Origin of the sequence: Paraburkholderia sp. 40, assembly GCF_050434105.1 — a bacterium.
Classification (GTDB): domain Bacteria; phylum Pseudomonadota; class Gammaproteobacteria; order Burkholderiales; family Burkholderiaceae; genus Paraburkholderia; species Paraburkholderia tuberum.
Genome location: NZ_JBNPVY010000003.1, coordinates 473,075 through 493,208 on the forward strand (window position 1 = coordinate 473,075; position 20,134 = coordinate 493,208).

A 20,134-nucleotide genomic window follows, 5' to 3' on the forward strand; every position below is an offset into this window, starting at 1 on the left:
AGGAAGCGCAATGGGTTACGGTTACGGGGGATGGAAGCCCTATGTCTCGGTCGCCGAGCGCAGAAAAAAGGCTGAACGGGCCGCCGCGAAGGCTAGGAAGGCTGGTGCGGTCCTGTCGCCAATCGCGTCGTATCGAGGCGCCATCGCCAGGACCTTCTGGGGCAAGGCCTGGTGTGACAATCTGGAAGGCTATAGCGACTATGCCAACCGCCTGCCGCGCGGCCGTACCTATGTGCGCAACGGTTCCGTGATTGACCTCCAGATTACGGCAGGCGAAGTGCGAGCGCAGGTAATGGGTTCGAGCCTCTACACGGTCGGCGTGAGCGTGAGGGCGTGTCCGGCAAAGCAATGGCGAACAATTGGTGCCGACTGCTCGGGGTCGATCGATTCGATGGTAGAACTGCTGCAGGGCAAATTCTCGACTGCCGTGATGGAGCGCATCTGCAAACCCGGAACGGGTCTTTTCCCAGTGCCGAAGGAAATCAGGTTCAATTGCAGTTGCCCGGACTGGGCGTCGATGTGCAAGCACGTAGCTGCCGTACTCTACGGCGTCGGCGCGCGGCTCGACCAACAGCCGGAATTGCTCTTCGCCTTGCGCCGCGTCAATGCCAATGATCTCGTCAGGCAGGCCGGCGCTGGCCTGCCCAAATCCACAAAACGACCCGCTACCAGCAAGGTGCTCGACGACGCGCTGGTGGCCGATGTGTTTGGCATCGAGATGGCCGACGCCTACTCACCGCCGAAGCCTGTTGCCGGACGTAACAAGCCACCGGCAGGTAAGGTGACAGCAAGGAAGGCGACCAGGTCGGCTGTCTCGACAACCCGCAAGCCACCGGCGAACGCAAAGACCGCGGAGGACAATAAATCGATAACAAAGAAGTTACCAGTCAAGCCATCCGCTGGGCCACGTAAATCAACATCGGGCAACATCGTTGCAGGTAAAGCAAACGTGGCGAACTCGCCTGCAACCCCGAAAGAGGCTGCAACAAGGAAACGCGCCATTACTAGACCGGTGAAAGGTACGTCCCGCTAAACTCGGATTCCATCTCGCATGGCTACGCGCGAAGCGATTGACGTCGATGAATGAAATTCTTTTCATCGATGCATCTAGGACTGCGCATCGTCATCGCGTCAACTGACCTGATCTCATAACTCGTTAGACGCCCAATAGCCGAATCCGACCATCATAGTTCATCTGGATGAGCACCTCTCGCATGGCCTTGACCTCTCGCTCGTCGACCTTTCGAATATCCAGATCATAGTTCCGCAGGCTGGTTGTCAGGCGCACTACGGCTGATTTTCTGTCAAGGTGGAGTTCCTCCAGCAATTCCTCCTCGTCTTCCACGTACCGTTCAAACGAAACTGTCACCCCTCGCTCCCAATCTCCCAGCAGGTGTTCGTATTTCGGCGTGCGCAGAAGGGTAAGGCTTTCGATCTCAGTCGCATCCGCGGGGGCGATGACCGCAAAGGACACAATCAAGTCGTCCCCGTACTCAGTCGAGATAAACGCGACAGTTTCCATAATCTTCGGTCCATGATTTCCGCAGTCACAACGCACAATCATCGCGCCGCGATGATCTTTTTCCGACGAGGAGGTCAAGCACCAGCAACGATAGCATGGCGCATGACAGCGGGCGGCCGTCTGACTCGATCGCCCCAGCTTCTTTGAGTTACCTCGGATTGACCGGCGCCCACCCCTCATCTGGGGCAGTAACCGGCCCAGACTGTGTCAAAACGCCATTTTGACAGGTTAAAATGGCTCATCCGATAGCGGAGGATGGGCGAGATGAAGCGGTTCGTTCAAGGCGACAGTCGTACACAAAGCTTTCTCCTCCCTGAAGCACTTGACGACTACGTGACGGACACCAATCCCGTGCGTGTAGTCGATGTTTTTGTAGATGAGCTTGATCTTCAGAAGCTTGGGTTTGAAGGTGTTGAGCCAGCGCTGACAGGGCGGCCTTCGTATCATCCGGAGGTGATGCTCAAGATCTACATCTACGGTTACCTGAACCGTATTCAATCCAGCCGTCGCCTTGAACGCGAGGCTCAGCGCAACGTCGAACTGATGTGGCTCACGGGCCGCTTGGCGCCGGACTTCAAGACCATTGCTCGGTTCCGTAAAGACAACGGCAAAGCAATCCGCAGCGTCTGTCGTCAGTTCGTCATGCTATGCCAGCGTCTGGACCTTTTCGCTGAAGCGTTCGTTGCGATCGACGGCAGCAAGTTCAAGGCGGTGAACCATCGTGATCGCAACTTCACAAGCGCCAAGCTCGAACGACGCATGCGCGACATCGAGTCAAGTATCGCTCGCTATCTCGAGGCGATGGACACAGCCGATCGTCAGGAGCCTGCAATCGCGAAGGCCAGAACAGAGCGACTGCAGGACAAGATCGCGGCCTTGAAGGAACAGATGCGAAGCCTCAAGGAAATCGAGGTTAAGCTGAACGAAGCACCGGACCGACAGGTGTCGCTCACGGATCCCGATGCCCGTTCGATGAAGACACGAGGAACGGGAGTCGTCGGCTACAACGTCCAGACGGCGGTTGACACGAAGCACCATCTGATCGTCGCGCACGTCGTTACGAATGATGGCATTGATCGTGATCAGTTGACGTCGATGGCGAAGCTGGCGCGTGATGAGATGGCCGTCGACAAGCTCACCGCAGTTGCGGATCGCGGCTACTACAAGAGCGAGGAGATACTCGCATGTCATGAGGCTGGAATAAGCGTGCTCGTTCCCAAACCGGTGACATCGAGCGCAACGGCTAATGGCCGCTTCGGCAAGGATGACTTCATTTACAACGCACAGACGGACGAATATCGGTGCCCGGCGGGCCAGCGGCTCATCTGGCGATTCTCAACTGTTGAGCGCGGTCTGAAGATCAGTAAATACTGGAGTTCAAATTGCCAGCAATGCTCACTAAAGGGGGATTGCACGCCGGGTCCTCAACGTCGCGTGACACGCTGGGAGCACGAGGCTGTTCTCGATGAGATGCAGGCGCGACTTGATCATGCGCCTGAGATGATGCGCATCCGGCGACAGACTGTCGAGCACCCGTTCGGCACGATCAAGGCATGGATGGGCGCCACTCATTTCCTGACACGGACCATCGAGCGGGTGAGTACGGAGATGAGCTTGCACGTGCTGGCGTACAACATGAAGCGAGTGATCAAGCTACTCGGTTCAGAAGCGGTTATGAAGGCGATGCGGGCGTGATGCCCGTACGGGGTTGTTGAGCCTTTGCGATATGTTCGGTTGTGGTTTGCGTTCAGATTGCCGCAAACGACAAGCCGCGACATGCGCCGGAACAGGTTTCGTCAATTCCCAGTGGCCACGCGTTTTGACACAGTCTGGGCCAGTAGGTGTCACTCAGACCGGACCTGCGGCCATCCCTTCTCACTCCGACATGGAACGGTCGCCGGGAATGCTCATTTGCACCCTTGATCCCGGCCGGCCAATCCCCTTAGCTGCTCAAAGGCGACGTGTGCCCGAGCACAGCGGCCAACATCAGCACAGCGACCATTGCAAGCGCTTCCACGGCCAGCAGCCGGTTGAAGCCTCGCTGTGCACGGCGAAAGGCTGCGATGTCGCCAGTCACCGCCGACTCCAGGCGTGGCAGATAGATCATCCGGTTGTGCCCCCCCAGCAGCACCGCCAGCGTGACGAACACGAGTTTGAGCGTCAGCATCTGGCCATACAGCACGCTAAACAACGGCGCGCCGAGGTGAGCCGTATTCCGCATCGCGTTATAGATGCCCGGTCACGATCACCACACCGAGCGCGACGGTCGCCAAGGCGTTGTCACATTACCGATCACCCGGCGAATCATGGGCAGGTGAGTCAATCACTCAGAAGACTGCAGACGGATTCTGGGCAGTCTCGGTGAATTCGCGCCATGCGACAAACCGCGCGGCGAGCCGCTTGCGATAAAACGAAGCGCGCAGCAAATGACGCTTGAGCGCAAAGTGTTGCCGGATTGGTCCGAAGCACGAGAGGAAGACCTGCGTGCGTTCGGGTAGCCGGAACCCTCTCATGCGTCGCTCGCGTTCGCGCGTCGGCTGATGGCTGTTCTCTGCACGGTTGTTGACGCGGGCAGCCGCCTTGACTGAAGTTGACCCAGAAAAACGGACATCTATCCTTTGGAGAAGGAGGTGCCGATTATGGGCAAGCATCGTACCCCGTACCCGGCGGAATTTCGGGCGCAAATAGTCGAGTTGGTGAAGGCCGGACGCAGGCCGGAGGAACTGGAAAAGGAGTTCGAGCCGACTGCACAGACCATCTACAACTGGGTGGTGCAGGCTGATCGCGACACAGGTGTGCGGTATGACGGTCTGACCACAGCCGAACGGCAGGAGCTCACACGGTTGCGTCGTGAAGTCCGGCAACTGAAGATGGAGCGCGACATCCTCTCTCACGCGGCAGCCTGGTTCGCGAGGGAGACGGGATCCATTCCACCGAAGGGCGGTACGGGTTCATGAAAGCGAACCGGGCCCGCTGGCCCATTGCGATGATGGCGCGGCTGCTCGGCGTCTCGACGAGCGGCTATTACACGTGGCTGGTGCGTGAGCCCGCGATGCACACACGCAGCGATGCGCAACTGCTCTCGCGCATCCGCACGCTACATGCGAGCTCGCGCGGCACGTATGGGGCACCGCGTATCCATGCGCAGCTCGCGCGCGAAGGCGTACACGTGGGGCGCAAGCGGGTGGCGCGCCTCATGCGTATGGCGGGTCTGTGCGGGGCAAGCCGGCGGCGCTGGCCGCGCACCTCACGGCCACGCGCAGGCGCCCGGCGTGCGCCTGATCTGGTGCGCCGGCACTTCAGTGCCGACGCGACAAACGTGCTGTGGGTCGCAGATGCGACCTATGTACCCACGGGCGAAGGATTCCTCTATCTGGCGGTCGTGCCGGATGTGTTCAGCCGTCGCATCATCGGCTGGGCGATGTCCAGCCATCTGGATACCGAACTGATGTTACGCGCGCTGGACATGGCGTTGCAGCAACGACGCCATGACGGTGTGATTCTACATTCCGATCAAGGCTGTCAATACACGTCCATTGCCTTTGGACGGCGCTGCCACGAAGCAGGCGTACAGCCGTCGATGGGCACGGCCGGCGATGCCTATGACAACGCGATGTGCGAGTCGTTCTTCGGCACACTCGAAGCCGAACTGCTCTGTCGCGAACACTTCGCGACTCACGAACAGGCACGGCGGCGTCTGTTCTCGTTTCTGGAGAGCTGGTACAACATACGCCGCCTGCACAGCAGCATCGGCTACTGTTCGCCGCTCGAGGTCGAAAACCTGCATGCGCAAGGTCAAAGCTTATCGACGCGCGGGTTGTCCACCGCCAGGCAGCGTCGTGGTCGTGACAGGCGACCCGCCGCCCGACCGTGGACAACCCGCATTTCAACCTTATCGGGAGGTGCCACACCGAATTAAAACTCAACTGCAAATCTATCCGTCGAACCGGGTCAACCTCAGACGAACACATGCTTTATGTTCGCGAGTTCCGGGATTTCGGCCTTTTCCGCAGGGTAGCTGCGCAACTGGTCGGTGACGATTTTCTTCGGCACCTTGTGACAGGCCGCCAGTACGCGTTTGAAGAAGCGTTTGGCCGCAGCCTTGTCGCGGCGCTTTTGCAGGAGGATGTCGAGTTCGATGCCGTGCTGGTCGACCGCGCGCGACAGCACATAAGGCTCGCCGCGTAATGTCACGAACACCTCGTCAAGATGCCAGGTGCTGCCCGGCTGGCGCCGCGCAGCCTTGACGCGATGTGCGAAGCCGGCGCCGAACTTATCGGCCCACCTGCGGATCGATTCATGGCTGACGACCACGCCACGCTCGAACAGCAATTCCTCGATGTCGCGCAGGCTGAGCTGGAAGCGAAAGTACCACCGAACGGCGTGGCTGATGATTGACACCTGGAACCGGTGACCGTGATAGAGCGATTTCGTCTTCTTCATCACGACGTCTTAGCGACCGGCCCCGCGAACGTGACAACGCCGGGTGGCCGAGTACCAGCTGCTTCGGCAGGTGCCAGAATCATGGGGAACGAAGCTGCCGTCAATCGACCAGATTGAAGCCGAGCTTCGGCCAGATCTGCACTACGACGCGTAGCAGACACTGCCGATGGACGAGCCCATGCGAAAGCCAGGACGGTTAGCGTCACGCGTTACGCGATCCAGCTACCTGATGTATTTCTCCGCCCCTCATCAGGCGCCGCGCGATGTCGGCCGTTTGCAGCGTTGCGCGTTCGGTCGGTGAATGGGCCGCGAGATAGCGGGCGACCGCAATGAGAACGTGCCGTCCCTCGGCAGTATTGCCGCATGCAGCAAACTGGCGGACGCCGGCCTCCAGCATCTGATAGGCATGAAAGCCCGCATCTTCGCGCAGTACCGCAACCGCAAGTGTGGCGATCAGTGCCTGGGGCGGATGGCCACGCGTGAGATGGCGCGCCACGAGCCTTGCCGCAAGATCGACCTGTCGCTGCCGGTCGAAGGCGTCGAGCAGGGCGGTCCGGATCGTCTCCTCATCGGCAGGAAGGTCGTCGAGCGGATCGTTGCCGTCGCCCGGGATTCGGGCCGGTGGCACATTCAGATACCGCGCAAGGTAGAGCGCCATGGCGGCGTGCAAGATGCCGCGAGCGGGCGCGGCGTCACTGTCGATACCCGCGGTCCCAATGCGCCTGAGCATCTGGTGGAGCGCGTTGGCATGGGTAAAAACGTGATGCGCGGTCTCCCAGTCGGCGTGCTCGTTGGCATCGCCGAAGCGAGCCATGCGAAGCGCCGCTCCATACGCGAGGGATTGTCCCAGGTCAGCCGGAGCGGCGCCTGCGAGAATCGCCGCCTTCAGCGCGTCAATAATCTTCGCCGGATCGTCTCCAAGCAGTTCCCGGGCGAGCGCGGCGTGCTGCGACCAGCCTTGCAGAGCGCGCCCGGCAGCGAAAAGGCGTGACATCTGGCTGGCTGCTTCGTCGCACAGCGCGACAAGATCAGCGGGCTGGCGCCAGGCGGTCGACTCCTCGGCGCCACGGGCGCTCACCATCTGGGCGACAACAGTGGGCAGCAAGGCTGACGCGTGCTGCCAGCCGATCAGGTCGAGGCACTCGAACGCCTTGTTGATGAAGTCGAGCAGATGACCGGTGTCGGCAAAAGCCCGCTCGGTCCCGGCGGACAGCAGGGCATCGGCGAGCACGGCCGGTGAAAGACCGGCGGCAATCGCCGTCAACAGCGTGCGCTCGGCCGCCTCGCGATGGCGCACGCTGGTCCAGAGGCGCTGCCAGCGCCTGAGCACGGCGAGCTCCGGCCGACTTCCCAGTGGTGCGCGCTCCCGCCGCGGTGCTTCGCCGTTGCAGTCCGCCGCCACATGACGCGCGCCGTGAAATAGGGCGAGATAGGCATCGTCCGCTGGCAGTACGGACAACAGGTTGGCGAGCGTCGTCAATATCGTGAGACCGACGCCCCAGCCATCACGGTTCTGCGCGCCGAACAGCGCGACCTGTCGCACAATATCGGCCACGGGGACGCCGGCCGCGAGCTGACCCTGCACGGCTTTGGCGATGACTAGTCCGAGCTCGTGTGCGAGCCCGTCCGCAAGTCGCTGATGCCAGTGCGTTGCAGGATCGGAGTATCCAAACGTGGTCGCCACCCAAACGTCGCCATTGCGGACCTCGACCGCGCAGGCCGGTACGTCGTCTGCCCAGAGGTCGAACGTGCAGCCGCTTTCCAGATCGAAGCGGGCGTGGTGCCAGTGACAGGTCAGGATGCCGTCTTCAACAGTGCCCCGCTCGAGTGGGAAGCCCATATGGGGGCAACGATTGTCGATGGCGAAGACGCGCCCGCGCTCATGGATAACGAGGATGGGACCATGGCTGCCCTGCACAATGCGCCGCCCCTTCGCTCGCAGCTCTTCAAGGCTTCCCGCGAGCACGAATCCGTCATCGGGTGCATCCATATTCGGCCTCCGGCATTCCTCCTTGCACGGGCGTCACAGGTACGTGCGCTCGCGTGCAAACACAAGCATACTCCGGGCAAACGCCGAGACGTGCGTGAGACCGGAATGCGAACGCTCCGTTTCCAGAGCCGGAGCGAATGTAAGCTTATCGAGTACCGCGATACTGGCTTGAGTGCCTGGCGGCCAGCCGTTGGGTAGGGCGCGCGTCAACGGAAATCCCATTATTGGAGATTGGACAATGCTTGCCGTCCAGTAATTGCAGCCAAAGGAGTGCCGATGACCGATGTCACGTGTGCCCAGTGCGGAGCAGCCACGTCACCGCACGACGTTGTCAGCGTCGCGTCACCGGATGGCACCTTCCGGTTGCTCTGCAGCCGCTGTTTCAACACCGAAATGGCCCGTCTTGCGGATGTCGACGCATTCGAACATCCGGAATTCACGCCCGTGCGCCTGCCCGATGCAGATGGTGTCGCTCACGAGTTTCATTTCCGCAGCCTGCTATTCGGCGATCGGCTTTCACTGGAGGCGTTCGAACTGGCTTGCGGTGACGAAGACTGCGGGGGCTTCCGCTTCCAGCTTTTGGGCGATCCGCGGACTACTCTGTTCGCCGCCGCGTCCGATCAAACATTTTTGCTATTCGGCCATAACTGACGTTGGACCGGGCCGGGTTCTATGTTAGCTATGCGGCGGCTTGCCGACGTTGGCGGCATCGAGCAGAGGGCCGATAGCTTCCTGCATCGGGAACTCACACTTTCGACCCAGTTCGGTCGGTCAACTTTCTACAAACCAGCCATTCAATTGCCGTAGCGAGAATCGTCGAATAGTGGGCACTCCAGATTGAGCCGGAAGGTAGTCGCTCAATGGACCCCTCGCCGGGGATCTCATTGGAGCGATCACGCTCCGATGCCCGATGATGCTCAAATGCTGACGCACTGCCGGGAAGGGGCCTATCGCGACACAAGGGCCAGCTTGACCCCGACTGCGACGAACGCCGCGGCGAAGCTCCGGCGCATCCACTTGAGAACTCGGGGTCGCGAAAGGATTCGGTCACGAACACTCGCCGCAAATACTCCATATGCCCCGAATACGACGAACGTCATCGTCATGAAGACGAGCGACAATTCCAGCATACGAAACCCGGGCCGGGTTTCGCCGCGATCAATGAATTGCGGCAGAAACGCAAAGAAGAAGATCGACAATTTTGGGTTGAGTATATTTGCCAGGATCGCGTGCGAGATCACTGGCCCATCAGAGTGCTCGGGGTCGTGCAACTCGATCTTCAATGGTCCATCTTCCTCGAGCGTCTTCCACGCCATATAGAGTAGGTACCCTACGCCCGCATACCTGATCGCTTCGAACGCGACGGCGCTCGCATGCAGGAGCGCAGCCAGACCGGTGATCGCCACCGCCATATGGGGCAGGATGCCCAGTGTGCAGCCCAATGCTGCGACAACCGAAGCACGCGCCCCACGCGACAAACCTGCGGCCAGAGTAATGAGAGTACCTGTTCCGGGCGAAGCTACGATGATCAGCGAAGTGAGCAGAAATCCGACGTTCATCCCGCACGCAGCTCCAACACAGATGCAGAAGGCCAAAGCTCAGAGACCGTCGCTCGAAGCGTCAAGATTAGCCGCGCGACGTCTGCGTGTGCGGTTTCGTGCGTGGCTTCGGCAATGACGAGCGCAGTCATGGTCCTTTCTCTCACCGCCGAAAAGCCGCTCTGACGGTTCGTCCATCGCCGCGCGTGGGCGCGATGACTATCGTCGGCGAAGATAACCTCGCCCACGTCCGGATACTCCAAATCACCCGCGAACGTCTCAAACGTCTCCGTACCTAGCGCGGGTCGCACCTGAAGATCGCCAGTCACCCTGTCGAGGTCTATGGCAGCTATCGGAATGGCGAAAGCCATCGACATGGCGTTGCACAGGTCGACCAGCGGATGAACCGAGGGCAGGTCTCCCGTTTGACGCAACCGGCGAAGCAGCGCCTCCGAGGCGCAGCGATATTGCGTTGGCTTCAGGCCCATCTTTGCGAAAGTTCGCCGCCACGCCCGGATTTCCGGCAAATCGCTTTCCATTGCAGGCGCAATGCGCTGCCTGGCGAGGGTGACGAGTTCAGTGACCGGATTTGATATTGGCGCGACAGGCCCCAACTCGTCCAGAAGAAGCAAGCCTGTTGCAAGTTCCGGGAAGTCGCGATGAATAGAAGGTGCATAGGAGAACTGCAAGATCGTACCTCGCGTCAGGAAAAGAGATTCTGTCTCGATTCTCAGCCTCCGTTTTCCGATCGTCTTGAATGAAATTGCACGCCTGCGCGGTCAGCCAACCACCTTCGCGTACGCACCCGGCGTCACGCCGAAACTGCGGACAAACAACCTCGTCATGTGACTTTGATCGGAGAAACCGCTCTGCGCGGCCGCATCGGCGAGCCGCGTGCCGCAACGGATCAGTTGCCGCGCTCGATGAATGCGGCGCTGCAGGATGTAGGCATGGGGCGTGAGGCCGGTCGCTCTCGCGAAACTTCGCAGAAACTGATAGCGGCTCAACCCGGCTTCGTCTGCCAGTGCGGTGAGCGTCAGAATCGCCAGGGGATCGTCATCGATCAAGGCACGCGCTGAAGCGATTCCAATCGGAACGGATCGCTGCCTGGGGGATCCGGGCTGCAGCAAGCTACCCAGCACGAGTAGCAAGGTCTCGTCCGCCTTGAGTCCGTGCGGGTCTACAATGCTGCTGGTCATTGCCCGGAAGAGCTGATCAAATTGGCCTGCAATGCGCTTGTCGCTGACTTTGGGTTGAGTGAACTCGCAAGCCATTCCTCCCCGTCCTTCGGTGATGTCAATGGCTAGTTCAGCAACGATCGGAGGGTCCAGGTACAGCATTCGCCATGAGCGCCCGCCGTCGCCGATCGGTGCCCCGTCATGCACTTCACCAGGGTTGACAGTGATCACGTCGCCCGCACCGGCTTCGACGAGACCACGGCCGCTCGCCGATTTCTGCGCGCCGCGCTCGATCAGACCCACACCGAATTGCTCATGGGTATGGCGCCCAAAGACGAGTGTCGTGTTCGCCTCCACGGCTTCGATGCCGCTTCGCCGGCAGTTCGACAGTCTGAATCCAGTGCCTTTCATTTCTTTCATGTCCTCCGGGGTGCCTATCGATTAAATGGTTCACATAGCCGTCGCTCGGACCGGACGCCGAAGCAGTAACCCACAATCAGCATGCGGATCATGAGCTCAGGGTCGATCGATGGACGACCCATTGAGCTATAGAACGGTGCGAGGTGCTGGCGCAGATCTCGAAGGTCAAGGAAGCGATCGATGCCTCTCAACAGGTGCGATTGCGGGACGTGGTCGTCGAGGTTGAAAGAGTAGAAGAGCTTGTCCTGTCCGCTATCCAGTCGACCCATCATGACGATTCACCCCCGTCGCTTGATGTTTCCCAGGATACCCAACATTTCGCGTCTACAGCGACTTTTTCAACAGAATCGGCCGGTTGTACGCATTCAGCCCCCTTCATCGGCAGCCGCCGGCTCGGTCGATCTGCGAGAGCTGCAGGCGTTTCAGTTCATCTGCTGGCTGGCGTGGGGGCCGAGCATTCCGATTTGCACGTGCTCGCGGTGGCGAGGAAAAGTCGGGTTTCAGTTCGGTTACGGCGACGAGAATGACTCGATTCCGTTGTTCAAGTCAGAAAATGACGACGGCTCGTGGGCCGTTCAATATCTGAATCGGTCCGTCAACAAGCACTCGGAGAACGGTGCCAGCCCGCTGGCGTTCCAGGCCTCGGTGACCGGGCAGTTGCGGTGAGACTCGCACGACGCGATCCTGCCCGATGCCCAGCGTCACCATTCGAATGCCGACGGCAAGCGCGGGCGGCTGCTGCTCGAATGCCTGCATGGGCCCGTCCAGCCGCGACCGGACGGCGTGGCATCGACTCACCGCTATTTCTCGGCCTACGTGTGGGTCCTGTTCGTGATCTGCGACAAAAAAGGTGACGCGGTCTGGCCGCGCGCCCCGAGGGCGAGCCCGGTCCACGCGGGGAGCGAGGCGCAGGTTTGGCGTGGGCTGCTGCCGTTCTTCGGGCATGCGAATAGCGACAACGGCGACAACTACCCGCTACTCAAGAAACAGGTCGCAAGAAAGGCGCTGGCCGTGTCGCCGACGTTTGCGGCGACAAGCGGTGGGACGCCGTTGCGCTGAAGCGGCGTTCCTGGTGACTGTTGAACGTGCTCAGTTCGCGAATACGCACGGCGACGAAACCTCGCCGCTACTGACATTTATGACAGCGCGTCCGCTCCGTCTACCGCGACCGACTTGCGCCGGTAGCCCGTGGTCGCGAGCAGCAGGCTGCGCGTGTATTCGTGCTCGACCTGCTGCGCGCGAATGGATGCGATATCGCGTTGCTCGACAATCTCACCATTACGCATGACCGCGACGCGCGAGCAGAGAAAGCCCACCACCGCCAGATTGTGGCTCACCAGCATCATTGTCAAATTGCGTTCGCGATGAAGCCGTCGCAGCAGGTTGAGGATTTCGGCCTGCACGGACACATCGAGCGCGGACGTCGGCTCATCGAGCAGCAGCACGCGCGGTTCGACGATCAGCGCCCGTGCAATTGCGACGCGCTGCCGCTGCCCTCCCGACAACTGATGCGGATAGCGGAAACGATACGACGGACCCAAGCCGACTTCGCGCAGCGCATCGACAATGCGTTCTTCCTGCCCGCCGATGCCGTTGATGGTCAGCGGCTCGCGCAAGGTCTGATCGATCGTGAAGCGCGGATGCAGCGAGCCGTACGGGTCCTGAAACACCATCTGCACGTCGCGTCGGAAGGAGCGGTCGAGTTTTTCTCCCAGCACGTGCGAACCGATTTTCATACGGCCGCCGGCGACGGGCGCGAGACCGGTCAACGCGCGCAGGATCGTCGACTTGCCGGAACCGGATTCGCCGACCAGCCCGAACACCTCACCTTCGCCGACATGAAAGCTCGCCTCGCGCACTGCGTCGAAGTGACCGGTCCTGGTTTTAAAGCGTACCGTCAAAGCGTCGACATCGATCATGCTGATTCTCCTGCCGGTTGTGTGAGCCATGCCGCGTCCCGCTTCAGCACGGGCAGTTGCTCGGGCGGATCGATAAGCGGTGGATTCGCCGCGAGCAGGGCACGCGTATAGGGATGCTCGGCGTGGACGAGATCGCGCGCCGCGCAGGTTTCCACGACACGTCCCGCGAACATCACGACGACGCGGTCGCAGAACGACATGACGAGGGGCAGGTCGTGGCTGATAAAAATGAGGCCGGTGTCATGCTTTTCGATCATCTCGTCGAGAATCCCGAGCACCTGCATCGAGACGAGCACGTCGAGCGCGCTGGTGGGTTCATCGGCGATCAGCAGACGCGGCCGGGACGACACCATCATGGCGATCATCACGCGCTGCCCCATGCCACCCGACAACTCGTGCGGGTAGGAATCGGCGACACGCTCCGGATTGCGGATATGCACCGCTGCCAGCGCCTCGATGATCTTCTCGCGTATCTCGCGGCGGCCGAACTTCGGTCCGTGCAGTTCAAACGCTTCGCGCATTTGCTGCGCGACGGTCATCACCGGGTTCAGTGAGTATTTCGGATCTTGCAGGATCATGCCCATCTGCTGGCCGCACAGTTGCCGGCGCTTGCGCACCGGCATGGCAAGCAGATCCTGACCGTCGAACTTCATCGCCTTCGCATGACATTGCGCCTCGGGCGGCAGCAGGCCGAGCAGCGCACGCCCGGTCAGCGACTTGCCGGAACCGGATTCGCCGACGATGCCAAGCCGCTCGCCGCGCTGCAGCGTCAGCGAAAGGCCACGCACCGCCTCGGTCAATTCGCCGCCATGACCGCGAAAGCCGATTCGCAGGTGGTCGATTTCACACAAAGGATGGGCCATATAGACTGGCATGTCAGCCTCCATGGCGTGGATCGAAGACGTCCCGCAGACCGTCGCCGAGCAGGTTGAAGGCGAGACTCACCAGCAGAATGGCGAAGCCGGGAATAGTGGCCACCCACCACGAATCGAGCAGCACGTTGCGGCCCGACGCGACCATGAAACCCCACTCGGGGCTGGGCGGTTGCGCGCCGAGGCCAAGGAACCCGAGGCCCGCGACAGTGAGAATGATGCCGGCCATATCGAGGGTCGCGCGCACGATCACCGACGACGAGCAGAGCGGCATGATATAGAGCAGGAGGATGCGCTTGCGCGAGGCGCCCTGCAAGCGCGCGACGTGAATGAAGTCGGCTTGCACGAGCCGCAGCGTTTCCGCCCGCGCGAGGCGGGCATAGGCCGGCCAGGCCGTAATCGAAATGGCGATCACCGCGTTGATCACACCGGATCCCAGCGCGGCCGCGAAAGCGAGCGCGAGCACGATCTTCGGAAAGGCGAGCGCCACGTCAGTGATCCGCATCAGCACGTTGTCCACCCAGCCGCCGAAGAAGCCGGCGGTGGTGCCGATCAAAAGCCCCACCGGAACCACGATCACCACGACGAGAATCGCAATCGAGAGCGTGAGGCGTGAGCCGTAGATCAGACGCGAGAGGATGTCCCGGCCAAGCTGGTCGGTGCCGCACCAGTGCGATGGCGAACCCGGCGGCAGCAGGCGGTCGGAGAGGACTTGCTGCAGCGGATCGTGCGGTGCGATCAGCGGCCCGATCGCCGCGATGATGATCAGCAAGGCCAGGATCACGAGGCCGAAGGACGACAGCGGATTGCCCGCGAAGCGTCGCCAGCGCCGGTAAGCGAGGCCGAGCGCGGCCTGCATGCGTGACGCGGGCGTGTCGCTCAGCAGCCAGTCTTTCCATCGTCGGGGCGCGGCATTCATCGGCCAGTCCTGTGTTTGCATAGATTCATCGGTAGGGGGAAGCACGAAAGAGACCTCTGCAGTGTCAGCGGGCGCGTGGATCGAACACGCGATAGAGCGCGTCGGTCAACAGGTTGAGCGCGATGAACGTGACGCCGATCACGAGCGTGCTGCCGAGCACGGCGTTCATATCGGCGTTCAGGAGGGCGCCCGTCAGATACGAACCGATACCGGGCCAGGCGAAGACGATTTCGGTCAGCACCGAGCCTTCGAGCAGATAGCTGTACGTGAGTGCGATCACGGTCAGAAGCGGCACGGCGATATTGCCGAACGCGTGGCGCCAGATCACCCGGCGCTCGGGCAAGCCTTTCGCGCGCGCCGTGGTGATGTACTCCTGGCTGAGTTGATCGAGCATGAACGAACGCGTCATGCGGCTCAGATAGGCGACCGAGTAGTAGCCGAGAATGGCCGCGGGCAGCGAGATATGCGAGAACGCATTGAAGAACACGTCCCATTCGCCGGCGATGAGCGAGTCGATCAGCAGGCTGCCTGTGCGCGTATCGACCATGCCGTCGAATACCGGATCGACGCGTCCCGGCCCCGCCACCCAATGCAGCTTCGCGTAGAACAGCAGGAGGCCCATCAGCCCGAGCCAGAACACCGGGACCGAACTGCCGACGAGGCCGACGAAGCGCGCGACGTGATCGATCCAACGGTTGTGGCGCACGGCGGCGATCACGCCCAGCGGCACGCCGATTAGCACGCCGATGATGGTCGACAGGGTCGCGAGTTCGAGCGTCGCGGGAAACACCCGCTGGATGTCTTCGATCACAGGATGCGCAGTCAGCAGCGACATGCCGAAATTGCCATGCAGCACATCGCGCACATAGATCAGGAACTGCACTGCGAGCGGCGCGTCGAGCCCGAGTTGAAGACGCGCCGCCGCGTAGGCTGCGGCTGACGCGCGATCGCCGAGAATCGCCAGCACCGGATCGATCGGTATTTTGCGGCCGATCACGAACGTGACCGCCAGCAACCCGGCGAAGGTGATCACCAGCGTGATGATCCAGCGCACGAGGCGCAAGGTCCAGCGCACGCTGGGGCTTTCAACCGAAAGCGCGCGCATGCGCTCGAAAGTCGTGAGGGGAGTGGACATGGTGAGTTCCTCGGTCGAAGGCGAAGCCCGGACAGTCTCGCCTTCGCCGCAAACGTTACTGCTTCTTCAGATCACGATACGACACGAGGTCGTTGATCGGACCCACCTCGAGACCCGTCACGCCCGGTCGCGCGGCCACCTGCGAGACCTGCTGGAACATGATCACGAAGGGGGAGTTCGCGAGCACCTGCTTCTGCATGGTCTGGTACAGCTCGGCGCGCTTCGCTGACGACGATTCGGCGAGCGCCGCGTTGGTTTCCTTCGTCAGGCCGGGGATGTCCCATGAATTGCGCCACGCGAGCATCTTATAGGCCGACTTGTCGGAATTGTCGGGATTCCAGGTGAATCCTTGGGCATTGCTGTGCGGGTCGATGTAATCGGCCGACCATTCGCCGATATAAATGTCGTGCGAGCGCGAGCGGTACTTAGCGAGCGTCTGCTTGTTGTCGCCGGGGATGATCTGAACCTTGATGCCGCCCTGGGCAAGATTGGCCTGCACTGCCTCGGCGATTTCGCTGTAGGGGTAGCCGTTACGCACGTCCATCGTCACGGAAAAGCCGTTCGGAAGCCCGGCTTTTGCCAGCAGTGCCTTGGCCTTGGCGACGTTCTGCTGGTAGGGGTCGGTGTTCAGCGCGCCGAGGAAACCTTCGGGGAGGAAGGTTTCGTGCACCTTGTAGGTGGTTTTCGCGACGTTGCTCTGAATACCGTTGTAGTCGATCAGCCACTTCATCGCTTGCTGGACTTCTGGTTTGGCCAGATTCGGATTCTTGACGTTCAGGCCGAGGTACAGAAGCGTCGCTTGCGGCACCGCGCTCACATGCGCCTTGCCGGACTTCGTCAGGGCGACGAGATCATCCGGACTCAGGTTGCGCGCCACATCGACGTCGCCGTTCTCGAGCAGCAGGCGCTGGCTCGATGCTTCCGGCACGTGACGCAACACGATACGCTTCATCGCGAGCGGTAAGCGATAACCGTCGAAGCGCTGCAGTACGATGCTGTCGTTGGCGGTCCATTTGACGAGCTTGTAGGCGCCGGAGCCGGCCTCGTTGGTGCGCAGCCAGTCGTTGCCGAAATCATTGCCTTTCTGGTGCGTGAGCAGCAACTGCTTGTCCACCACCGATGCAGGCCACGCGCCGAGTACGTTCAGGACGAACGTCGGCGCGTATTTCTGGTCAGTCGTCACACTGACGGTTGTGTCGTCAACCTTGTTCACGTTGGCCAGCACGTTGTCTTTGGTCAAACCGATGCCTTGCAGCACGGCCGCCGCGCCTTTGTCGAGCAGGACGGTGCGCTGGATCGACCACGCGACGTCGTCGGCGCTCAACGGGTTGCCCGAGTGGAACTTGAGACCCGGACGGATCTTGAACGTGAAGGTCAGGCCGTCGGGGCTCACGGTCCATGATTGCGCGACATCGCCGTTGAATTTCGACGGGTCTTTCAGATCGACCCGCACCAGCCGGTCATAGGTATTCGCCACATATTCTTCCGGCACCAGTTCGTAGACTTCGCCCGGATCGAGCGTGGTGAATTCGTCGAGGAACGTGGCCATGACGAACATGTCTTTCGGCGTCGCCGCCGCAGCGGGGCCGGCGGCTGTGAACGACAAGGTCAAGGCGGAGGCGATCGCCGCCGCCGTCAGTGCATTGCGCAATACCAGTTTCATTGCCGCTCCATAAGGAATGGGATAGAGCCTGTCAGGGAACAACGGATGGAGAAATCGAACGCCACTACATGAGACGCAACGGACCGCTTTCGCTGTTATCGATCAACGGCAGCGCGCGGGAGGCAGGCAACTCGTAATGCCACCATTCGCTCTTGATGTGGATGAAGCCGGCGGCGTGCATGATGCCGAGCAGTAACAGGCGGTTGCGCTGCACATGCGCGGGCAGGCCGGTATGGAAGTGTTCGGACTCGATCGTCATGGCGTCGAAGCCCGTGCCCATGTCGAGTTCGTTGCCGTCGGCGTCGAGCAGCGTCAGATCGATCGCCGTGCCGCGGCTATGGTTCGAACCACGGCCAAGCTCTGCGATGTAGGTGGGGTCGGGCAGAAAATCCCACAGCACCTGTTGCGCCTGGGGCGGACGGTACGCATCGAAAATCCGCACGGTCAGGCCGGCGTTGCGGGCAATCTCCACTGCCTTGCGCAAAGCGGCTTCGGCGGGTTCGAGCAGCAGGCAGTGAGCTTCCTTGTAGATGGGCTTGCCGGTCAGGTTGCGCTCGGTGGCATAGACGAGGTCGATGTCCACGCTATGCGTGGCGGCGGTGATTTCGATGAGTCGCGGTTGTGTCATGGCGGGCGCGTTGAGATGCCGGATGTGAGAGGTTTAGAGATCGAACTGGTTGAATTCGCCTTGCAGCTCGCGATTGCGTGCGACGCGTTCGTCGATCGTGGACCCCAGTTGTGCAACGATCGCGGTAATCAGCAGGTTGAACAGACAGCTGAGTGGCGCCAGCGAGTCCCAGAACTGGCCGACATCGGTTTTGACCTGCAACAGGTCGCAATCGAATTCACGAGCCCACGGGCAATAGATGTCGGTGACCAATGAAAACGGCACGCCACGATGCGCCGCGGCTTCACAGTAGCGGCGCGCGATCATCGAGTAGGCGCGCGTGTCGGTAATGACGAGGTACGGTGCGGCAAACTCCGAGTTCAGCGAATCGACGTATGAGCCGGACATCCCGTCGGAGTAGAACACGCGCGCACGGATGTATTCGAGGTAGCTGTAGAACGCGTTGCTGATGCCGCGCGTCGACTGGATGCCGAGGATATACACGGCGTCCGCATAGGAGATGCGCTCCGCGATGCGGGCGAACATGGGCGATAGCGCCAACTGGTACACATGCTGGATCGCGTCGATTTCGAGTTGCAGCGAGCGGGTCAGGGCGCCGGTTTGGACGTTTTCGCCGTGGTGCGGGGTGTTGGCGAACTGCCCGAACACACGCCGGTATTCGTCGAGCCGGTCGGTAATCATCCACGGGCGCCCCTGCGCGCCGCGCAGTTCGCGCTTGAGGTCGTCGAGATTGCGATAGCCGACGCTGCGCAGGAAACGCCCCACGGAAATTCCGCTGGTGGCCGTTTGCTGCGCAATCTGATCAGCCGTTTCGAGGCCTAGTCGCTCGAGATTCGCCAGCATGTAACTGGCAATGCGCTGGGACGTGGGAGTGAGGTCGGCAAAGTGGGCCTCGACGGTCTGTGCGAAAGCGGTCGGCATGTCAGCGCGTGTGGATTTAGGTAGTTACCTGTCATTTATTTCGTCAATGACATACATCTAACAAAGCCAATAAAGTCAGCGCCAGCTTAAAAAGTCAATTGGATGCCGCTGTCCGATAGTTTTGGGCGCGACTTCCGCTCACGGTGCTCCGCGCGCTGGTTTGATGCCGCTATTCGATGCCCTCATTCTGTGGCTCTAAAGTTTTGCCCACTGTCAGGGGCGGAGCCGCCGCCTGAACGTCGTGACGACGGGGCGGGCGAACGGCTCCTCGTGGAGCCGACTGTACGCGTCGGACTCCGTTCATCGGAAGCCGCAGTTCGCAAACACGCATACGCCAAGATTGCGCTGCCAGTGCGCGGTGGCTTCTTCGGCCGTCGTGGCCTGCGCTTGCGGCGGCAGCAGTTCCGCCGATGGGACGTCGAGCTTGCGATTCATCTTTGGGAGTTTCCAGGTTGACTAGAAGCCGGTCGAGCTATCGAAAGCATCGTAACGGCGTGCGGTGCCATCAGGCAGTCAACCCGTCATCCTGGTATCGCTAATACCTCCTCCATAACTAATGGCCCGCGCGCGACGTACTGTGCGACGTCTGCGGCGCGGCCGCCGTCGATACCGCCGCATCCGATACCCCGACCGCACCGCCCGGCAGATCGGCCCGCTTCGTCGAACTCACCGCATCCGGATAGAGCTGCATCAGCACGCGCAGCACGCCATTGGTCCAGCCGAAACCGTCCTGTAACGGATACTCGCCGCCGCCCGCGGACTTGTCGCTCGCGTCGCCGCCGAAGCGGGTGTTTATTGCCCCCATTTCTTTAAAAGCGCTAGCGACTAGCGCTCGGGACGGGGTCGCCGGGTGTGCCGATCTGCTTCCAGCGAAATCGCGCATTCGGATGAAGCAGCCGAACGGTGTGTGAGCCTTGCATTACTCAATAGGGACAATTCTTTGTCCGCCAGATCGTAGTCCTTAGCGGACATTTCTTGCGCTTGAT

General features: G+C 61.1%; 20 protein-coding genes and 5 pseudogenes. 7 read left to right on the plus strand and 18 right to left on the minus strand.

Annotated elements, in window-relative coordinates; all coding sequences use genetic code 11:
- The first annotated feature begins 10 nt into the window (after nt 1-10).
- Complete coding sequence (locus OKW28_RS17515; RefSeq protein ID WP_429447595.1) at nt 11-1,033, plus strand: hypothetical protein; 1,023 nt, start codon at nt 11-13, stop codon at nt 1,031-1,033.
- Between the two features lie 123 nt (nt 1,034-1,156).
- On the opposite strand, the gene OKW28_RS17520 is transcribed toward OKW28_RS17515, so the two are convergent.
- Nucleotides 1,157-1,522 (minus strand): hypothetical protein, encoded by a 366-nt coding sequence (locus OKW28_RS17520; protein WP_429447596.1) that lies wholly within the window; start codon nt 1,520-1,522, stop codon nt 1,157-1,159.
- Between the two features lie 264 nt (nt 1,523-1,786).
- On the opposite strand from OKW28_RS17520, the gene OKW28_RS17525 reads away from it, so the two are divergent.
- Nucleotides 1,787-3,217: an IS1182 family transposase gene (locus OKW28_RS17525; RefSeq protein WP_429443949.1), complete on the plus strand. Its 1,431-nt coding sequence runs from the start codon at nt 1,787-1,789 to the stop codon at nt 3,215-3,217.
- 247 nt (nt 3,218-3,464) lie between these two features.
- Here OKW28_RS17525 and OKW28_RS17530 read toward each other — a convergent pair whose 3' ends face one another.
- Entirely contained in the window at nt 3,465-3,755 is a 291-nt protein-coding gene (locus OKW28_RS17530; protein WP_429448762.1) for a CopD family protein, read from the minus strand.
- 94 nt (nt 3,756-3,849) lie between these two features.
- A pseudogene (locus OKW28_RS17535) lies at nt 3,850-4,107 on the minus strand (IS6 family transposase); the annotation flags it as partial.
- A 54-nt stretch (nt 4,108-4,161) separates the two neighbouring features.
- On the opposite strand from OKW28_RS17535, the pseudogene OKW28_RS17540 reads away from it, so the two are divergent.
- Nucleotides 4,162-5,309: pseudogene (locus OKW28_RS17540) on the plus strand (IS3 family transposase); the annotation flags it as partial.
- Nucleotides 5,310-5,482: 173 nt separating this feature from the next.
- Here OKW28_RS17540 and OKW28_RS17545 read toward each other — a convergent pair.
- Nucleotides 5,483-5,965, minus strand: a pseudogene (locus OKW28_RS17545) (IS6 family transposase); the annotation flags it as partial.
- A gap of 43 nt (nt 5,966-6,008) precedes the next feature.
- On the opposite strand from OKW28_RS17545, the pseudogene OKW28_RS17550 reads away from it, so the two are divergent.
- Nucleotides 6,009-6,119 (plus strand): annotated as a pseudogene (locus OKW28_RS17550) (PDDEXK nuclease domain-containing protein); the annotation flags it as partial.
- Nucleotides 6,120-6,167: 48 nt separating this feature from the next.
- Here OKW28_RS17550 and OKW28_RS17555 read toward each other — a convergent pair.
- The gene (locus OKW28_RS17555; RefSeq protein WP_429447598.1) at nt 6,168-7,955 is read right to left on the minus strand and encodes a Rieske (2Fe-2S) protein; all 1,788 of its coding nucleotides are present in this window, start codon (nt 7,953-7,955) and stop codon (nt 6,168-6,170) included.
- A gap of 276 nt (nt 7,956-8,231) precedes the next feature.
- On the opposite strand from OKW28_RS17555, the gene OKW28_RS17560 reads away from it, so the two are divergent.
- A complete protein-coding gene (locus tag OKW28_RS17560; RefSeq protein WP_429447599.1) occupies nt 8,232-8,606 on the plus strand; it encodes a DUF7685 domain-containing protein in 375 nt (124 codons plus the stop codon).
- Nucleotides 8,607-8,902: 296 nt separating this feature from the next.
- Here the strand turns inward: OKW28_RS17560 and OKW28_RS17565 are convergent, their stop codons facing one another.
- The 4 genes and pseudogenes from OKW28_RS17565 to OKW28_RS17580 form a co-directional block, all read right to left on the minus strand.
- Nucleotides 8,903-9,514 carry a LysE family translocator gene (locus OKW28_RS17565; RefSeq protein WP_429447601.1) on the minus strand — a complete coding sequence of 204 codons (612 nt, stop codon included), beginning with the start codon at nt 9,512-9,514 and terminating at the stop codon, nt 8,903-8,905.
- Complete coding sequence (locus tag OKW28_RS17570) at nt 9,511-10,182, minus strand: B3/B4 domain-containing protein (RefSeq protein WP_429447603.1); 672 nt, start codon at nt 10,180-10,182, stop codon at nt 9,511-9,513. The genes OKW28_RS17565 and OKW28_RS17570 overlap by 4 nt, the downstream gene beginning before the upstream one ends.
- A 90-nt stretch (nt 10,183-10,272) precedes the next feature.
- Entirely contained in the window at nt 10,273-11,082 is an 810-nt protein-coding gene (locus tag OKW28_RS17575) for an AraC family transcriptional regulator (RefSeq protein ID WP_429448763.1), read from the minus strand.
- A gap of 38 nt (nt 11,083-11,120) precedes the next feature.
- A pseudogene (locus OKW28_RS17580) lies at nt 11,121-11,363 on the minus strand (transposase); the annotation flags it as partial.
- Between OKW28_RS17580 and OKW28_RS17585 the strand changes: the two are divergent.
- Together OKW28_RS17585 and OKW28_RS17590 are read left to right on the plus strand one after the other, a co-directional pair.
- Nucleotides 11,362-11,757 carry a hypothetical protein gene (locus tag OKW28_RS17585; RefSeq protein ID WP_429447605.1) on the plus strand — a complete coding sequence of 132 codons (396 nt, stop codon included), beginning with the start codon at nt 11,362-11,364 and terminating at the stop codon, nt 11,755-11,757. The pseudogene OKW28_RS17580 and the gene OKW28_RS17585 overlap by 2 nt on opposite strands.
- A 117-nt stretch (nt 11,758-11,874) precedes the next feature.
- Entirely contained in the window at nt 11,875-12,150 is a 276-nt protein-coding gene (locus OKW28_RS17590) for a hypothetical protein (RefSeq protein ID WP_429447606.1), read from the plus strand.
- Nucleotides 12,151-12,227: 77 nt separating this feature from the next.
- Here OKW28_RS17590 and OKW28_RS17595 read toward each other — a convergent pair whose 3' ends face one another.
- The 9 genes from OKW28_RS17595 to OKW28_RS17635 form a co-directional block, all read right to left on the minus strand.
- Nucleotides 12,228-13,010 (minus strand): ABC transporter ATP-binding protein, encoded by a 783-nt coding sequence (locus tag OKW28_RS17595; protein WP_429447608.1) that lies wholly within the window; start codon nt 13,008-13,010, stop codon nt 12,228-12,230.
- Complete coding sequence (locus tag OKW28_RS17600; RefSeq protein ID WP_429447610.1) at nt 13,007-13,885, minus strand: ABC transporter ATP-binding protein; 879 nt, start codon at nt 13,883-13,885, stop codon at nt 13,007-13,009. Before OKW28_RS17600 ends, OKW28_RS17595 begins: the two co-directional genes overlap by 4 nt.
- A gap of 1 nt (nt 13,886) precedes the next feature.
- Nucleotides 13,887-14,801, minus strand: coding sequence for an ABC transporter permease (locus tag OKW28_RS17605; RefSeq protein WP_429447612.1), 915 nt, complete (start codon nt 14,799-14,801; stop codon nt 13,887-13,889).
- Between the two features lie 64 nt (nt 14,802-14,865).
- Nucleotides 14,866-15,936 carry an ABC transporter permease gene (locus OKW28_RS17610; protein ID WP_429447614.1) on the minus strand — a complete coding sequence of 357 codons (1,071 nt, stop codon included), beginning with the start codon at nt 15,934-15,936 and terminating at the stop codon, nt 14,866-14,868.
- 55 nt (nt 15,937-15,991) lie between these two features.
- Nucleotides 15,992-17,599 (minus strand): ABC transporter substrate-binding protein, encoded by a 1,608-nt coding sequence (locus OKW28_RS17615; protein WP_429447616.1) that lies wholly within the window; start codon nt 17,597-17,599, stop codon nt 15,992-15,994.
- Nucleotides 17,600-17,663: 64 nt separating this feature from the next.
- Entirely contained in the window at nt 17,664-18,227 is a 564-nt protein-coding gene (gene ddpX, locus OKW28_RS17620; RefSeq protein WP_429447617.1) for a D-alanyl-D-alanine dipeptidase, read from the minus strand.
- Nucleotides 18,228-18,260: 33 nt separating this feature from the next.
- Nucleotides 18,261-19,148, minus strand: a complete 888-nt coding sequence (gene sapR, locus OKW28_RS17625; RefSeq protein WP_429447619.1) for a sap1 transcriptional regulator SapR — start codon at nt 19,146-19,148, stop codon at nt 18,261-18,263.
- A gap of 300 nt (nt 19,149-19,448) precedes the next feature.
- Nucleotides 19,449-19,583 (minus strand): hypothetical protein, encoded by a 135-nt coding sequence (locus OKW28_RS17630; protein WP_429447621.1) that lies wholly within the window; start codon nt 19,581-19,583, stop codon nt 19,449-19,451.
- Between the two features lie 118 nt (nt 19,584-19,701).
- Nucleotides 19,702-20,031, minus strand: a complete 330-nt coding sequence (locus OKW28_RS17635) for a trehalase family glycosidase (RefSeq protein WP_429447623.1) — start codon at nt 20,029-20,031, stop codon at nt 19,702-19,704.
- Nucleotides 20,032-20,134: the final 103 nt, after the last annotated feature.

Excerpts from the sequence above, each read along its gene's own strand:
- OKW28_RS17630 (WP_429447621.1), bottom strand. The coding sequence starts at position 19,583 with ATGAATCGCAAGCTCGACGTCCCATCGGCGGAACTGCTGCCGCCGCAA.
- OKW28_RS17565 (WP_429447601.1), bottom strand. The coding sequence starts at position 9,514 with ATGAACGTCGGATTTCTGCTCACTTCGCTGATCATCGTAGCTTCGCCC.
- OKW28_RS17555 (WP_429447598.1), bottom strand. The coding sequence starts at position 7,955 with ATGGATGCACCCGATGACGGATTCGTGCTCGCGGGAAGCCTTGAAGAG.
- OKW28_RS17615 (WP_429447616.1), bottom strand. The coding sequence starts at position 17,599 with ATGAAACTGGTATTGCGCAATGCACTGACGGCGGCGGCGATCGCCTCC.
- OKW28_RS17585 (WP_429447605.1), top strand. The coding sequence starts at position 11,362 with ATGACGATTCACCCCCGTCGCTTGATGTTTCCCAGGATACCCAACATT.
- OKW28_RS17595 (WP_429447608.1), bottom strand. The coding sequence starts at position 13,010 with ATGATCGATGTCGACGCTTTGACGGTACGCTTTAAAACCAGGACCGGT.
- OKW28_RS17635 (WP_429447623.1), bottom strand. The coding sequence starts at position 20,031 with ATGCGCGATTTCGCTGGAAGCAGATCGGCACACCCGGCGACCCCGTCC.
- OKW28_RS17610 (WP_429447614.1), bottom strand. The coding sequence starts at position 15,936 with ATGTCCACTCCCCTCACGACTTTCGAGCGCATGCGCGCGCTTTCGGTT.
- OKW28_RS17560 (WP_429447599.1), top strand. The coding sequence starts at position 8,232 with ATGACCGATGTCACGTGTGCCCAGTGCGGAGCAGCCACGTCACCGCAC.
- OKW28_RS17575 (WP_429448763.1), bottom strand. The coding sequence starts at position 11,082 with ATGAAAGGCACTGGATTCAGACTGTCGAACTGCCGGCGAAGCGGCATC.
- sapR (WP_429447619.1), bottom strand. The coding sequence starts at position 19,148 with ATGCCGACCGCTTTCGCACAGACCGTCGAGGCCCACTTTGCCGACCTC.
- OKW28_RS17515 (WP_429447595.1), top strand. The coding sequence starts at position 11 with ATGGGTTACGGTTACGGGGGATGGAAGCCCTATGTCTCGGTCGCCGAG.
- OKW28_RS17600 (WP_429447610.1), bottom strand. The coding sequence starts at position 13,885 with ATGCCAGTCTATATGGCCCATCCTTTGTGTGAAATCGACCACCTGCGA.
- OKW28_RS17520 (WP_429447596.1), bottom strand. The coding sequence starts at position 1,522 with ATGGAAACTGTCGCGTTTATCTCGACTGAGTACGGGGACGACTTGATT.
- OKW28_RS17605 (WP_429447612.1), bottom strand. The coding sequence starts at position 14,801 with ATGAATGCCGCGCCCCGACGATGGAAAGACTGGCTGCTGAGCGACACG.
- ddpX (WP_429447617.1), bottom strand. The coding sequence starts at position 18,227 with ATGACACAACCGCGACTCATCGAAATCACCGCCGCCACGCATAGCGTG.
- OKW28_RS17525 (WP_429443949.1), top strand. The coding sequence starts at position 1,787 with ATGAAGCGGTTCGTTCAAGGCGACAGTCGTACACAAAGCTTTCTCCTC.